The sequence below is a fragment of the Undibacterium sp. GW821-FHT11B02 genome (genome assembly GCF_058808955.1).
In genome coordinates this window covers 1-16,229 of the sequence record NZ_JBXASD010000015.1, presented here as the reverse complement: position 1 = coordinate 16,229, position 16,229 = coordinate 1, and the positions used below count along the sequence as shown (strand labels likewise).

At 49.1% G+C, this 16,229-nt stretch carries 11 protein-coding genes; 3 read left to right on the top strand and 8 right to left on the bottom strand.

All coding sequences use genetic code 11. The features are described from left to right. Positions 1-5: 5 nt before the first annotated feature. On the bottom strand, positions 6-1,460 hold the full coding sequence (locus tag AC1RVX_RS25585) for a mannose-1-phosphate guanylyltransferase/mannose-6-phosphate isomerase (protein ID WP_493219405.1): 1,455 nt from the start codon (positions 1,458-1,460) through the stop codon (positions 6-8). 317 nt (positions 1,461-1,777) lie between these two features. Here AC1RVX_RS25585 and AC1RVX_RS25580 point away from each other — a divergent pair, with 317 nt between their 5' ends. Further along, positions 1,778-3,073, top strand: a complete 1,296-nt coding sequence (locus AC1RVX_RS25580) for a class I SAM-dependent methyltransferase (protein WP_493219404.1) — start codon at positions 1,778-1,780, stop codon at positions 3,071-3,073. Position 3,074: 1 nt separating this feature from the next. Beyond that, positions 3,075-6,434, top strand: coding sequence for a glycosyltransferase (locus tag AC1RVX_RS25575; protein ID WP_493219403.1), 3,360 nt, complete (start codon positions 3,075-3,077; stop codon positions 6,432-6,434). A 31-nt stretch (positions 6,435-6,465) separates the two neighbouring features. On the opposite strand, the gene AC1RVX_RS25570 is transcribed toward AC1RVX_RS25575, so the two are convergent. The 6 genes from AC1RVX_RS25570 to AC1RVX_RS25545 all read right to left on the bottom strand — a co-directional run bounded on the left by AC1RVX_RS25570 (position 6,466) and on the right by AC1RVX_RS25545 (position 13,587). Then, a complete protein-coding gene (locus AC1RVX_RS25570; RefSeq protein WP_493219402.1) occupies positions 6,466-7,443 on the bottom strand; it encodes a hypothetical protein in 978 nt (325 codons plus the stop codon). 12 nt (positions 7,444-7,455) lie between these two features. After that, entirely contained in the window at positions 7,456-8,979 is a 1,524-nt protein-coding gene (locus tag AC1RVX_RS25565) for an MBOAT family O-acyltransferase (RefSeq protein WP_493219401.1), read from the bottom strand. Positions 8,980-9,027: 48 nt separating this feature from the next. After that, entirely contained in the window at positions 9,028-9,837 is an 810-nt protein-coding gene (locus AC1RVX_RS25560; RefSeq protein WP_493219400.1) for a Crp/Fnr family transcriptional regulator, read from the bottom strand. Positions 9,838-10,110: 273 nt separating this feature from the next. Then, entirely contained in the window at positions 10,111-10,470 is a 360-nt protein-coding gene (locus AC1RVX_RS25555) for a VanZ family protein (RefSeq protein WP_493219399.1), read from the bottom strand. A gap of 16 nt (positions 10,471-10,486) precedes the next feature. Further along, entirely contained in the window at positions 10,487-11,725 is a 1,239-nt protein-coding gene (locus AC1RVX_RS25550) for a tetratricopeptide repeat protein (protein ID WP_493219398.1), read from the bottom strand. Beyond that, the gene (locus tag AC1RVX_RS25545; RefSeq protein ID WP_493219397.1) at positions 11,722-13,587 is read right to left on the bottom strand and encodes a CHASE2 domain-containing protein; all 1,866 of its coding nucleotides are present in this window, start codon (positions 13,585-13,587) and stop codon (positions 11,722-11,724) included. The genes AC1RVX_RS25550 and AC1RVX_RS25545 overlap by 4 nt, the downstream gene beginning before the upstream one ends. Before the next feature lie 463 nt (positions 13,588-14,050). Here AC1RVX_RS25545 and AC1RVX_RS25540 point away from each other — a divergent pair, with 463 nt between their 5' ends. Then, entirely contained in the window at positions 14,051-15,421 is a 1,371-nt protein-coding gene (locus AC1RVX_RS25540) for a FecR family protein (RefSeq protein WP_493219396.1), read from the top strand. Positions 15,422-15,742: 321 nt separating this feature from the next. Here the strand turns inward: AC1RVX_RS25540 and AC1RVX_RS25535 are convergent, their stop codons facing one another. Continuing rightward, on the bottom strand, positions 15,743-15,931 hold the full coding sequence (locus AC1RVX_RS25535; protein ID WP_493219395.1) for a hypothetical protein: 189 nt from the start codon (positions 15,929-15,931) through the stop codon (positions 15,743-15,745). Positions 15,932-16,229 lie beyond the last annotated feature (298 nt).

The following is a 16,229-nucleotide window of genomic DNA, read 5'->3' as shown; positions in this document are numbered from 1 at the left end:
AGGAATTAACCCGCGACACGACCATAAATATCATCAAAACGGACGATGTCGTCTTCGCCCAGATAGGCGCCAGATTGTACTTCAATCAATTCCAGATCGGTATCACCCGGATTTTCCAGGCGATGTTTGACCCCCAGGGGAATATAGGTAGATTGGTTCGCCACCAGAGTCATGACATCATCCCCGCGTGTCACCAGTGCGGTACCGCTGACCACGATCCAGTGTTCGGCGCGATGGTTGTGCATTTGCATGGACAGACGGCCACCAGGCTTGACCACAATGCGTTTCACCTGGAAATGTTCGCCGCTGTCTACGGAATCATAGTGGCCCCAGGGCCGGTAGACTTTGCGGTGATTGTCTGTCTGCGTATAGTTTTCTTCCTTCAATCTCGTCACTACACGCTTGATATTCTGAGTATTGGCCTTGTTGGTGACCAGCACTGCGTCAGGGGTCTCTACCACGATCACATCTTCCAGACCCAGACAGGCTACCAGGCGGCTATCAGAGATGACTAGGCAATTGCGGGAATCTTCCAGTAATACATCGCCATGCACGGTATTACCGTTCGCATCTTTGTCAGATACTTGCCATACAGCGTCCCATGCGCCTACATCTGACCAGCCTGCATTGAACGGTACGACGTAACCGGGGATATTCAAATCCTTATCCCGTGCCAGTTTTTCCATGACCGCATAGTCGATGGAGTCAGCAGGGCAGGACAGGAAAGCTTCTTTGTCAACACGAACAAAATCGCAATCCAGGCTGGCCTTTTGCATGGATGACTGGCACGCTGCATACATAACTGGGTTGAAGTGCTGTATGGCCTTCAGCCAGGTACTGGCGCGCATCATGAAGATGCCGCTGTTCCATAAATGGCGTCCGCCTTCCAGATACTGCTGGGCGACTTCGAGTACCGGTTTTTCGACAAATGCCTGCAATTCACGGACCTGCGTGCCTGCCATCAGTTCACCAGTCTGGATATAGCCATAACCAGTTTCAGGGCGGTCGGGCACAATGCCAAATGTCACCATGGCACCATCCAGCGCCTTCTGCAAGCCATTTTGTATCGCCTGATGAAAACCAGGATTATCATTGATGACATGATCTGCGGGCATCACCAGTAACACGGCATCGCTGTCGGTCGCGATAGCAGAGAACGCTGCCAGTGTTAACGCTGGCGCCGTATTGCGGCCAGTGGGTTCGAGTAACAGCGTGCAGTCGTTGAAGCCGGCGACACGCAGCTGCTCTGCAGTGATGAAGCGATATTCTTCATTGCACACCACAATCATTCTTTGGGCAACACCAATACTGCCGCTAAAATCGCGCACACGTGTGGCAGTTGCCTGCAGCATGGTTTCCTCACCTATCAGGGCAAGTAACTGTTTTGGGTGCTTTTCACGCGATAGCGGCCATAACCGGGTTCCGGAACCCCCGGAGAGAATGACAGGCTGTAATAACATGTTAACTTTCTTGTGTTCTGTGCCTTTTGGCAGATAATTATAAAATATAAATCTTTTGCAATTCGAAGCCGACGCTTCCCATTCGTGGTGCTGAAGATGTGGGCAAACGCCGAATAAGCTAAACTTGGGGCATTTGTGGCTTAAACAATAGCCGAATAACAAGAGATTGTATTTTTGTGCCGGTACAGCACATTCACATAAATAGGCTGATGTCGATAAATTCGTCGCAGTTTACATCATCATTTATACTTCATCCCCTTTTCGCGGTCTAAAAACTGATAATTTGCCGCCAATTATGAATAAAACCCAAGAATTATATGGCGATACAGAATAAAACCGAATCCGAAGCACAGCAACTGGCTGCAAAAGCCAAGCTGATTTTGATCAATAGACGAAATCCCGTGCCCTTGGCACATCCGTCAGATCAGCCAGCTCTGGAGCCGGTACATGCAAGGAAAACAAGATTGAATCCACAAGATATACCAGAAAATCAGCCAGTCACACCGCCCCCCCAGCCAGGTTTGCGGCAAAAATTACGCGCTATCCCAGGTTTGGGATACGCGTTGGCCTGGTGTCAGGCCCTGTTGCGCCTGCCACGCACCCGGTTTCAAACCGAGGTAGCATTGACAGGCTTGCAAAGGCAAATCGATGTAATGCAAGCTCAACTGCATGAACAGAGTATGAGGCTGGCACAGCTGGAATCGCATAAATTGCCCATGCGTATGGACCAATATGACGCACTCGACATAGGCAACAGGCTGATGCAGTTTGATCGGCTGCAAATTGCCCGACAATTGCGGTCCGTTAATCTGATGATGCGTACCAGTTTGCAAAATGAGAAAACTTCCAATTCCGTCACACCTGCTATTTCTGGACCGGCCGCAAATGAGCATTTGCTCACACCTGCAATCGAAGTGCGTCCATTGCAGCAAGCAACACATGATTTCGACCAGGACCAGTTTTACCTGGAATTTGAGGCATTGTTTCGCGGTTCGCGTGAAGATATCAAAGAACGCCTGAAAGTATATTTGCCGTATTTGTCACATTTGACAAGCCAGCCAAAAGATCAGCGCAAGATGGTGATTGATGTTGGTTGTGGTCGTGGCGAATGGCTGGAATTACTGGACGAGAATGATATTCCGGCGATGGGGGTGGACATGAACGTGTCCATGGTCAACGCCTGCCTGGACAAAGGCTTTTTGGTGCGGCATGCCGATGCCATTGCCTATCTGCGTGAACAAGAGGCCGGTAGTATCGGCGCTGTAACCGGCTTCCAGATTATTGAGCATTTACCGTTTGAGCAATTGATTGCCTTGTTTGATGCTGCCCGTCATGCCTTGTGCCCTGGTGGCGCGATTATATTTGAAACGCCGAATCCGGAAAACCTGAAGGTTGGCGCATGCAATTTCTATTTTGATCCAACGCATTTGCACCCGATAGTTCCTCAGGTCGCGGAATTCATGGCGCGTCAACGCGGCTTTGCGCATGCAGAGATTTTGCGCTTGCATCCTTATCCTGATGATCATTTGCTGCACGGTGGAACAGAGGTGGAAGCACTGATCAACAAGGAATTGTTTGGTGCCCAGGATTATGCAGTGATAGGTCGTAAATAAGATGCAGATACATCAATTCAGCCCTTCATGTGGAGAGGGCGATGGCGTTAGCAATGGCATGTTTTTTACCCGCAGCCTGTTGCGTGAAATGGGTTTCGATTCAGATATTTTTTGTGACCTGGTGCAGGATGAGGTGCGCGACCAGGTCAGGCACATGAGTGAATTGAAACTCGGCGATAGTGATGTATTACTGGTTCATCACAGTCTGGGTTATGAAAACTGCGCCTGGTTGAAAGACGTCAAGGCACGTAAGGTGCTGGTCTATCATAATATTACGCCACCACAGTTTTTGCCAGACAATGGCTTACCTGAACTCAGTCAATTGGGGCGACGGCAACTGGCATCATGGATGCCTGATTTCGAAGCAGCGATTGGTGATTCAGATTTGAATGCTGCCGAATTGCACGACGCCAATTACCCACGTGTCATCACGTTGCCTCTACTGGTTGATGTGGCACGCTGGCACAAGCAGGCACTCAACACAGAGTTGATGAACAGTTTGCGTGGTGCGCATAATATCCTGTTTGTAGGCCGGCTTTGTGAGCACAAGCATCAGTTGCAATTGCTCGATATGTTTCAGGAGTTGCGGCATTTCGCGCGGCAACCAGTAAGGCTGATATTAGCTGGTGGTGTGACCAGTCTCCCTTATGAGCAGCAGGTACGAGAGCGCATACAGCAACTGGGACCTGATGCGCAGGTGCTGATGACAGGAAAAGTGTCTGATGCCGATTTGCAGACCTTGTATCACAGCGCAGACGTGTATGTCAGCTTGAGTGAGCATGAAGGCTTCGGCATGCCACTGATAGAGTCCATGCTGCACGACGTGCCAGTGATTGCCCGCGCTACCGAAGGCGTCACCGCCACGATGGGTGACGCCGGTATGTTGCTGGACGCGAATGTCAGTCCGGCAGAATGTGCTGCACATGTACACATGCTGTTGACAGAACCTGCTTTACGCCGCCAGGTCATTACAAGGCAAAGGCAGAACGTACAGCGATTTGGTCGTAGCAGCATCCAGCATGATTTGCAAAACTTTTTGCAATCATTGGGAATACAGATACCGCTTCCTCAAACGGAGCCTGTTGTGGACCCGACCGCTTTGTGGCAAATGGAAGGACCATTCGATTCCAGTTACAGTCTGGCGATAGTGAATCGTGAATTGGCGCGGGCATTTGCTGGTCAGGACAGCAGACATCATGTATTTGGCCTGCGCAGTCGCGAAGGATATGGCGATTTTGAGCCGTCTGCCGATTTTTTGCGAAGCAATCCAGATGTCGCCGCCATGCATGAAATCAGTCAGCAGGCAAACACACTGCCGGATGTAGTGTTAAGGAACTGTTATCCACCCACACTCGATGATATGCAGACCAGGGTCAGGGTGGTTCATTCATATGGCTGGGAAGAAACGGGTTTCCCCACACAATTTGTGGATGAATTTAATCGCAAGCTGGATCTGATTACGGTGGTCTCCCGTTTTGTTGGCAAAGTGTTGCGTGACAATGGTGTAAGGGTGCCGATTGCCGCTGTGGGTAATGGTGTAGATCACTTGATAAAAATCGCTCCGGAAGCGATTCCGCAAACCTTGCTGAGTGAATCAAAATCTTATCGGTTCCTGCATGTGTCTTCGTGTTTCCCCCGTAAGGGTGTGGACGCCATGCTGGCAGCATATGGTCAGGCTTTTCGTGCGACCGATGATGTGAGCCTGATTATCAAGACTTTCCCTAATCCGCACAATGACGTGTCTGAACAACTGGCTGCGTTGCGTGCTGCGGATGCGCTGTTCCCTCACGTGCAAATTATCATGGATGATTTTACACAGGGGCAGATGCGCAGTCTGTACACGTACTGTCACGCAGTGCTGGCTCCTAGTCGTGGTGAGGGTTTTGGTTTACCTGTCGCCGAGGCCATGCTGTTGAAATTACCGGTGATTACCACCGCATGGAGTGGGCAAATGGATTTTTGCAATGACTCCAACGCCTGGTTGTGCGATTATCACTATGCCAAATCGGCATCTCATTTCAGTGCTGCGCATTCGGCTTGGGTCGACCCTGATGTTGATCATCTGGCTGCATTGATGAAAGAGGTACACGAGAGCCCGGCTGAACTGATTGCACTGCGAACTGAGCTTGCTTATCGCCATATCTCTGAAAATTATGCCTGGTCTGATGTGGCCACCAGAACCAGTCAGGCCATTGCTGCACTTGAGCAGCAACCGATATGGCGTAAAGAACTGCGCATAGGCTGGATCAGTAGCTGGAATGCGCGTTGTGGTATCGCCTCGTATTCTTCATTTCTTACCCATGGTATTCCACACGACAGACTGGTTTTTCTGAGTAGCCATATTCCGGAAAGGACAGCACGTGACGCCGACAACGTTATCCGTTGTTGGGAGGCAGGTATGGAAGAAAGTATGGAATACGCCTACCTGGCGATACAGGAACAGCAACTGGAAGCCATTGTCATTCAGTACAATTTTGGCTTCTTTTCGCTGCCGGTGCTGGCATCGCTGATTACCCGCCTGAAAGCTGCAAAAATTGCAGTGTATGTGTTTTTTCATTCTACCGCAGATGTGCAACGTGACGATGGACCGGTTTCATTGTCATCCATTGCTGGCGAATTGAAACTGGCAGATCGCCTGTTTGTACATGGAATTGATGATCTTAACCGGCTCAAGGGGTTCGGCCTGACTGATAATCTTCTGTTTTTTCCGCAGGGCTTGATGCCTACGCGGGCACAGGATGCAGTTCCAGTCGATATGTCGCGCTTGCAAGATAAAGTCGTGATTGCGTCTTACGGTTTTCTGTTGCCACACAAGGGTGTGCAATCCCTGATCAAGGCATTTGCCAAATTGCGACAAGGGACCGAGCCTTATCACTTATTACTGATCAACTCTCTTTATCCGGTGTTTTCTTCGCAGCAGGAATGGATGGCGTGCCAGCAATTGATCGCTGACCTGGAATTGCAGGAGCACGTCAGTTTTCTGTCAGATTATCTGTCCGATGAAGAAAGCCAGGCCTGGTTGCAGCAGGCTGATTTGATTGTATATCCATACCAGCAAACACAAGAGTCATCCAGTGCCGCAGTTCGTATGGGATTGGCTTCAGGTCGCCCGGTTGCAGTAACGCCGCTATCTATTTTTGATGATGTCAAGGACGCGGTACATGTTTTGCCGGGCACGGACCCTGCAGCTTTGGCTGCCGGCATCGCGGCAATTCTGAAAGATGATGGAGCAATGCAGGACAAGGCGCGTCAGGCCCATGCGTGGACTGCAAGCCGCCAATGGCCAGCTTTGTCACAGCGCTTGTTGAATATCATTGACGGTATAGCCAATACGCTGGATATAGAAATTGGCAGGCTGTAGGGCCAGTTGAACTATGTTGCAGTGCCTGCGGTCAGTAGTGGCCGCAGGCAGTTTGCGGCCTGGTATGTAATAGCTGTATCAGGCGTGCGGTGTGTTTGGCTCTGGCCCAATCCTGCAAATGATGGTCAGTATCGAAAAACCAGCTTGCCGGATACATGAAGTCTTGTGGTTTACCCAGAAACTCCACACCAAGTTGCTTCAGACGGTCTGGCAATTGTGTGTAAAACATTTGGTCTTCTGCGTCGGTGTCGTATTTTGCGTGGTGTAGCAGAACTGTGGGTACGGCTATCAGACAGATGTGCTGATTTTTCGCCCATAGTGCATAGTCTGCGATAGTGTTCCAGCCACCGGCTTCAGTGTTGGCCCTGTGGCTGTAATTCCAGGCTTTGACTGACTTGACCGCAGCGATGTCGCCGGGTGTACGTTCAGCAGGGCTGGTATGGGTTTGATCACCACGTGCATCCAGGTGGTGGGCACCGTAAGTGCCACTGATGACGGGTGTATCCGGTAAATGGCGCAGGCCATTCAGCCAGCGTTCGGCACTCAGGCCTGCTGCAAATTTCAATTGTCCACCACGGCCCAAACTGCGCCAGTAATCGAGGTCGCGCGCCATCACATAATCAATAATCTGGGAATTGGCCTTGCCTTCATCCAGGTACAAGGCATATTCCATGGGCATCAGAATAACGTCACCTGGACGGGCCACCCGTTTGGACATGTCCAGTATATAGGGCAGGCCTAGCCCCGCATTGACACCAAGATTGATGACCGGGCGCTTCCAGTCTTGTTCCAGCATGCCGGAATCGATACCAAACAAGGCGTTCGAGCCGGCAACGATCAAGACGCGCGGCCCGCTGGCTTGTTGTGCTGCGTTTATTTTGTGCTGGTAGGCATCAAATACCCAGCGTGAGCTTGCAGTGCCTGACCCTAATTGATGCTTAATGCCTATGATCCATAAAATCGACCACATCAGTAAGATGCTTGCGACGCTGATCCAGAATTTCTTCATGCTCTGACTTCCTCAAAAATTGAAATAGAGAAATTCAGTGGCAGGCCGCACGGCCATCCATTTCAGTGCCAGCCAGAAACAAGTGCCGCAGCCTATGCCCAGTATGATTTGCATTTTTGAAGCGATGGTCTTGAGGCGGACATTGGCATCAGCTTCATAAGACAGTAGTTGCACTGAATTAGGCAGGCACCAGACGGTCAGTAAGCCTATGCCTATCCAACCCCATGCCAGTTCTGGAGAAGCGCTTAGCAAGCCTTCTGCAAGCTGTGCCGGGGCATGCCAGGGCAGGGCAGGCATGGCGTTGCCAGAAAATGGGTGCAACAGGGCGGCATACATGTGCAATGCACTGTTCATGTCGGTAGCCCTGAACAATATCCAGGCAAATGCTACCAGCAAAAATGTCAGCATCATCATGAAGAAAGCGGGCAGGGTTTGCCATGCTTTTGCCAGCACGGGTCTGCTTTTCAGCAAGTGATGCCAGAAATGATTGATGAGTAACATGCTGCCATGCAATGCTCCCCACAACATGAAGTTCCAGCCTGCACCATGCCAGATGCCTGCCAGCAACATCGTCAACCATAGATTGCGATAGCGTTTGAATTCGCCATAACGATTCCCGCCCAGCGGGATATACAGATAGTCACGCAAAAAACTCGACAGCGTCATGTGCCAGCGGCGCCAGAATTCGATGATGGAGGTCGCTTTATAGGGGGAAAAAAAATTCATCGGTAATTTGAAGCCAAACATCAGGGCCAGGCCGATGGCCATGTCCGAGTAGGCTGAAAAGTCGAAATACAATTGCAGTGTATAAGCCAGCATGGCTTGCCAGGCTGCTTCGCCGCTAGGAACAGTTTGTTTGGCCAGTTCAAATACCGGGCTGGCATAGCGTGCCAGACTGTCGGCCAAAATAGTCTTTTTGAACAAACCCAGTGCCAGAAAACAAAAACCGCTTACCAGCGCCTCTTTTTGTGAAAACAGGGGGTTATTGTCAGTATTGGCCTGCGCAATCAGCGGTTTGTGATGAACGATGGGGCCGGCGATCAATTGCGGGAAGAAGGAAACAAAAAACATGTAATCCAGCACATCGTGTCTTTGCACTTGCCCACGCCGGCAATCAACCAGATAGGCAATCTTCTGGAAGGTCACAAATGAAATGGCCAATGGTAAGACGATGGGGTCGAAGGGTGGTGCCGCCTGAAACAGGGCAAACAGGTTTGTCGCAATAAAATAGGTGTATTTGAAACCACCGAGCACCAACAGATTGAATGCTACGCCAAGCTTTAGCCACAGACCCGCACGATTATCAGCACCTTGCTGACGGGCATGCAAGATGCGCCCCCCAAGCCAGAAATTGATGCTGATAGAGGTTAGTAGTACTGCTAAATAACGGACATCCCAGACGGCATAAAAAAACAGGGAGGCAATCACCAACCAACCCAGTGCGATGCGCAGGCCAGCCTTTTGTCGCAGGAATAGCCAGATTGCCAGTGTGACCGGCAAAAAGGCAAACAAAAATCCAAATGAGTTAAATAGCATCGTCAGTCAGGCGATTAGCGTAACTGTTAGCGCAACTGATGCACGGTTTCAAAGACCAGCACCCAGGGCCAGTTTCTGCAGTTCATCCGGCTTGCGGATGATGAGGCGGTGCAGGTCTTTTTCGACGATACCTTGCTGCGCCAGATGCAGTAGCGCCCGGGTGACAGTTTCGCGACTGGTATTGATCATCATCGCAATGTCCTGATGGGTAGGCAGGTTTTCGATGACTTCGAGATTGCCTGGCATGATCTTTTTGAACAGGGCGATGAAGGCATAAATCCGTCGCGAAGTATTGCTGATACTTAGCAGTGCCCGGAATTCTGAATCGCGCTGGATTTTCTCTGCCAGATGTCGCAGCATCATGTTGGCCATGGCTGGCGAATGGGAAAACAGGTGCAGCGCAGTAACGCTGGGCAAAAAGCCCACCAGCACATTACTCAAGGCGACCACGGAGGCTGACCTGGCAGTGCCGTTGATGATGGCAATTTCACCGAAAAAATCACCTTCTTTTAGCATGCGCAGACCGATGGCGCGACCATCTTCCGTAACATCGACAACCTGTAACTGCCCGGACAGCAAAAACAGCAGGCTGTCACCGATGCCCCCTTTTTGCAATACCACGTCCCTTTTGTTAAAGTGGCGGACGCGCATGTCAGCTTTGACCTTGCCCATGTCTTCATCACTCAGACCCATCAACAGGGGAATATTCCGCAGGTTGACGGTGATTTGATTGACTTTGACCTGGACCTTGGTCTGTATCGGGATCTTGATCTGTAATTGCCCGGGCAATGCACCAGCTTGCTCCGTAGCCGGGGCCTTGCTATTGATTACAGCGACTTCATTATTTGATACTGTCATTGCTTAATCCGATTATTGCGGCTGGTCCACGGTCTGGTCTGATTTTGCCGTCCGTTTCAAGCAGCTGTTTGCCATCCGCGCATCACGTGATGATGTTTGAATAATGTAGATGGTGATGATTATCCACAATATCAAATCATGTTTGCAAAGTCTGCCCGGGGCAACATTTTCCCCTGCCGGAATTGATTGCTTTTTTAAAGCAATCAGTCTTTATTCCGCCTATTTTCGCCGATTTTCTGGGATTCCGACAGAAATCTGGACTGACGCACGGTTTTAATTCGCTGCCAGAGTGTATTCCAGTAGCAAACAAACCAGCATTCCGGAAGTGATACCGGCGGCATTGGCAAGCAGGTCTTTCCAGCAAAAATTACGACCGGGGACAAGCGCTTGCAACAACTCGATGCAAAATCCGGCGATCAGTAACCCGACAGACCATACTGCCAATTCATGTAAATTTGCCACGAGTATGCGTGCAATCAGGACCATGCCGCCAAATGCGACAAAATGGGCAAATTTGTCGTGTTTAATCGGTGGCATCCATTTGGCTGGCAGTAAACTACCTAAACACACCAGCATTGCCGACAAGGCAAAAAGCCAAAATACAGCCTGGCTGGTAAAAACTGATAACTCCATCTATGCTGCATCCTTGCTAAAAATTCTGCCACTGCCAGCTCAATTGCAGAGTTTTGCTATTGTATTGAAGGATAGATATATTTTCTTTGTTATTTGTGGCCCTGTATTCCAATTGTAATGTCTGCCGGTCTGTCATCACCCAGCTAAGTGCTGCTTTCAAGGTTTGCGTATCCTGGCTTCGTGCAACGTCAATCAGATTCGGGGAATAGATGGTTTGGCTTTGCCATAACTGTTGATTCCAGCCCAGTTCAAGTTCGTAACGTTGTGATAGCTGCCTTCTCAGATTCAGGAACCCGTAATAACCCTGACGATGTCCCCCCTGACGATCGGCATGTGCACGATCAGCAAGGTAGGCCAATCCACCTTGCAGCAAGAATTTTTCTGTCTCATAGGAAAGCAGGCCGCGGAGTTCCCAAGTGTGCGCATCAAAATTGGACAAGGTTGGATACTGGACATTACTATAGCTGGCAATAGTGCTGAAATGCCAGGGACTGGACTGACGGGTTGGTGGCGTCAGGCGTAGCTGCAGAATGTCCTGTTTTTGATACAACTGGCCACCCAGAGTCAGCATGCTGATCAGGCCAGTTGCACGAAAATTATAATTGTGCCAATTCCACGGCTGTTCCAAGCCTAGTGCAAGAGACGCTGTATTGAATGCAGACAGGGATTCATAACTGCGCAAGCGCAGCTGTGTATAGCCTACCGTTCCTGTTTTACCGAATTCTTGCGAGGCGTTGGCTGATACTGTGGCAAAGCGGTCAGCCTTGGGCTGATATTCGGGTAGCAGTTGTAATTCGAGTTGCTGGGCACCACTGCCCAAAATAAAATTGGGATCGCTGGCACCCTGATTGACGTTGCTGTCATAGCCAACTTCCAGCGCGACGGCAAATTTTCTTGCTGGGCTGCGTGGAATACAATTCTTGGGTTGTAACAATTCCAGCTTGTGCAGTTGTTCGTCAGACAAAGGAAGGCTTGCTTTCATGGTTTGAAACAGACGATCTGCTTCTTCCTTATTGCCAAGCTCGCATTGCAGCATTGCCAGGTCCAGTAGTGCACCCCCATGCTGTGGCATTTTTTCTATCAGTTTGCTGAGCATGATTTTGGCGTCATCATGCCGTTTTTCACTGATGGCTTTTAGCGCTTCAATATAAAGCGTATCATTTTCTGTACCGTCGTCGGCAAGTGCTACTTGCTGTGTCAGCAGGGCGATCAACATGCATAGTGATAGTTGGTGCAGCAGTTTGAAACCCCTCATGCAGAAACCTCTACCGTATAGATGGCAGTTGGTTTTTCCTTGCCTTTCAACAGACGCTCTCCCAAAGATTGGAAGCTGTGCCTGGTTGAACCATCGACCGTGCCTTTGCCAATGATAATGTCGTGAGGGTAGTGACGTGCGGCATCTTCCAGTCGTGACGCGGTATTCACGCTGTCTCCGACAGCAGTGTAGATGCTACGGAATGAACTTCCAAAATCTCCAGCGATGGCGATGCCGCTTTCTATGCCAATTCGTACTCTAATCTTTTTTCTCCCCTGTTGTTCATATTGGGCACTCAATTCCCTGACATTCCTGACAATTTCGATCGCTGCATCCACTGCCAGATCCGCGTGATTTTCCACTGGCAAGGGTGCCCCCCAAAAGGCGACCAGACCATCGCCAGTGTACTTGTCCAGTGTGCCTCCCTTCGCCAGTACCGGTGCTGTCAGACACTCCAGAAACTCGCGGGTCAGACTTGCTGCCTGTTCCATAGGCAAGTTTTCCACCTGGCTGGTGTAGCCTTCCATATCAGCAATGAGTGTGGTGACATGTAGTTGGCGTGGAGCCAGTGGGTCTTTCAAGTCACTACGCAATAACTCTTGTACTACCGCTTTGGCCACATATTGCTGTAATGTCCCTAGTAAGCGACGCGATTTACGCTGTGCTGTCTGCCATCCAAATGGAACCGCTACCGCCAGCAAAAAAAAGTTTGACATCAAAGGACCGACAGGCGAAAACCACATGTCATGCCCCACCACCAGATAAGCCAGCCCTATCCATATTGCTGACGCTGCCCCCAGCATTAAAGTATTCGATAATGCTGAAAAACGCGGAAACATGAACACAGCAATTCCCGCAGTCAGCATGCTGAACAGCAGGGCAATCAGGCCACCTGGCCATTTTACATACTCGCGTCCTTCCTGTTCATCAAGCAGCGTAGTCAGAGCCTGTGCATGTACCAAAAAACCACTGGTTAAGTGATGCAATGGTGTCGGTATGCGATCTGCCAAGCTTAGTGATGATGAGCCGATAATGATGTATTTGCCGCGCAAAGATTCAAGTGGCGTTGTGTCCTGTAAAACGCTTAAGGCCGGAACCACTTCATATGACGACAAGGTACGGCTGTACTCTACCCGGGAAAAACCATTTTCATCTACATCTGAAAAGCGGCTTTTCGTCTTGAATAACTGATCAGATCGTATTTTCGAACAACATTCAAGCAGGACACGCGACAATCCATCATACACTTTGTCACCGAAGCGAGTCTGAGCCGGAATTCGCCGTAAAGTTCCATCTCTGTCTGGCACAAAGCCGATATTGCCGATAAATCGTGCCTTGTTCAGTCCTTCATGATTGGCTATATAGCCCGTTGCATGGGCCATCCTGGCAGGATCACCTGGTTTGGCGACAGCCAGTGGTTTACCACCTATTAACTGACCATTGCGTGCCGGCGTAAGCTTATCCTTGCTGAAATCGAAGGCCTGTGCCAGTACAACCGGTCCGTGGGCTGCCAGCATGGCTAGCCTTTGGTCGCCAACGGTGTCCTTTTGTTCTTCAAAGTAGATATCCAGGGCAACGCCACGGACATCAAATTCAACGATCAGTTTCTCTATCAGATCAGCTATACGGGTGCGCGGCCAAGGTGCTGCTCCCAAAACGTCAATACTATGGTCATCAATATCAATCAGTGCCAGCCGCTCTTCTGGCAAGTCTTTTGCACTGAGGCGAACAAAGTGATCCCGTAGCCATTCATCGCCGGAGAACAGGCGATGACTCTCCGGCAACCACTGGTTGACGGCACACAACCCGACTGCCATTGCTGCAATCGTCAACCATAAATAGGTTTTTGCCGGGATGCGCAAAAAAAACTCATATGCGCGCCTCATGATAGTGTAAGAAGAGCCGTTGAATTATTCACTGTGCAAGAGGCATTTGATTGTTGTGCCGATCAAAATTAATTCGGCTGCATAATAATCTGAAATGTTTAAATTGTGCTAATTTTTGCGCATCATTTTTGTGCGAGGCAATAAATTTACTCTGAAAAGAGACAAGCAAAATGGCAATCATAAATCGGCCTCGTCTCATTTTCATCTGTAATCATGGCCTTCTGACCCTTTCAGGATATGGATTTTTATAATAATCCTTCTATTTTCAATGGCTTAGCCGAAAAATGATATAGTAGCTGGAAATCGTAAATTGTGACCGTCGTCACAATAATATTTGAATATCAGTGGATAATAACAAAATAAGTGCCGATATTGACCGGAACAATGGGTGTCCGGTGAGAAAGAACTTTGCTGGAACATGGGCAGGTGAGGATTAAATATGAAAAGCAACACAGTAAATGCGATGCGCTTGTTGGCAAAATGGAGCCTGGCATTACTGCTGGCGATTCCTGCAATGGCGTTCGCTGGCGAAGCTGCGAAGGTAACTGCCATATGGGGCAAGGTTGAAATCAACGGTAAAACTGCCATTTTGGATAGCGCTGTGCAAGAAGGTTCCAATATCAAGACTGGCGCTGACAGCTATATTTATATGAAAACCATAGATGATGGTTTGTTGATTGTGCGTCCCAATAGTGAAGCACGCATAGTGACTTATCACGTTGATAAAAAAGACCCGGCAAATACCAGCATCAAACTAGAATTACTGAATGGTGTGGCGCGTAGTGTGTCTGGTAGTGCTGTTAAATTAGCAAGGCAGAATTTCCGTTTTAACACCCCTGTGGCTGCTATTGGGGTGCGTGGTACTGACTTCACCGTATTTACTACTGCCGATACCACTCGTGTTGCTGTTGTTGAGGGGGGGGTCGTGGTTAGTGGCTTTGATGGGGCCTGTTCTCCGCAAGGGCGTGGACCTTGTGAAGGCGGCGCAGCAACAGAACTATTTGCACGCCAGCAAGGTTTGCTGCTTCAAATCAATAAAGGCCAAAATAAGCCGCAATTGTTGCAGGCTGCTGCTGGCCTGGCACCTGATGCGGTAGCACCACCGCGCCCTGATGAACCTGCGACCAAGGCTGCGATCAGCAATAGCAGCAGTTTGGTGTCGCCTGCAGTGATTGACCCTAATCTTGATCCAAGCAAGGCTGGTGGCGTCAAGCAGACCGTTGCCGTTGGGAACACGGCTGGCGGCAATACAGGCTCCAATACCGGTAGCGGTAATACATCTGGAACAGTATTGACCAATACCATTGTGTGGGGGCGCTGGATTGATGTCCTTGGTCAAGGCGCACAATTCGATGTCATCAAGCTTGAAAAAGAAGGTGCTACCACAGTTGGTCTTAATAATAGATACCAGGTTTCGGTTACCAAGGGTTCTGAATGGCAAGTGCCGACTACGGGTAGCATGGGTTTTGCCTTGAAAGATAGCCAAGCTGTTGTTGTTGACCAAAAAGGGTTTGAGGCAGCGGCCAAGCTGGAAAATGCAAAATTGCAGCTTGATTTTGCAAAGTCCAGCTTTGCGACCAGTTTTGATTTGTTGACTGGCAGCGAGCGTTTTGCGCTGCAAGCCCAGGGGGTGGTTGGTGCCAATGGAACGTTATCTGGCGGCGATCAAAATACCTATCCGAATAATATGCAGGTCAATGGGGCGGTAACTGCAGAAAAGGGCGGTACTGCCGCTTATGTATTTACTTCAAGATTGGACAATGCAGGCAATCGTTATGCTTACGGCGTTACCTACTGGAATAAGAAATAAAATTCTTTGATCTCACTTTGATCTCAAATAGAAAGGCCCCTTCCAAAGGGGCCTTTCTATTTGTGTCAATGGATTTCTGTCATGCAGCGAATGTGGTTTGTTGTATTTTTGCACCAATCTATGCAGATTATCATCATTGTCCTTTTGGAGAATTGGAGTGGCTGATTTTTTGTGGTGCCAATTTTAAACATACTGATGTGCAAATTGCATGTAAATAAATTTGTGAGCAAACGTAACGTAATACTTAATAAAATTTCATACTTAGCATACTTTGTGGTTGGGAGTTGGAATCCAAATATATGGCTGTATAGACATTTATTGTCATTCCTGCTCTATGCGAATTATTCTTTTGTTTTCCCCAAATGCAGATTTATCCTGATTTCCCTTTTGATATGGCATCGCTAAGAGGTAAATGATTTCCGTATTTCCTGTCATGTAATATTCATTTGGGTTTACCGGAAAGCTCCCCTTATAATAATAGGTTGGCAAAGTCACATCCGGATTTTCCATTTGAAAGCTGTTTCTGCAGAACAAATCGAAAACCCGGGAAAGATGAGCGCCAAATGTTGTGAAGGCTTGCTTTTTTTTGAGAATGTGATTTGCATCACATCCTTGATAAGGTGCATCTGCGACTATCTGCTTGCCGTAACGCGAGTAGGTGCCTAAAAAGCAAGCTTCGCACTTTTTAAATCATAAATTAGGAGTTCTAAATGGCTAATGCAGCTAGTGATATCCAAAAGCTTTACATCGCTTATTTCAACCGTCCAGCGGACCCACTGGGTTTGGCGTACTGGACAGCGTCCAGCCT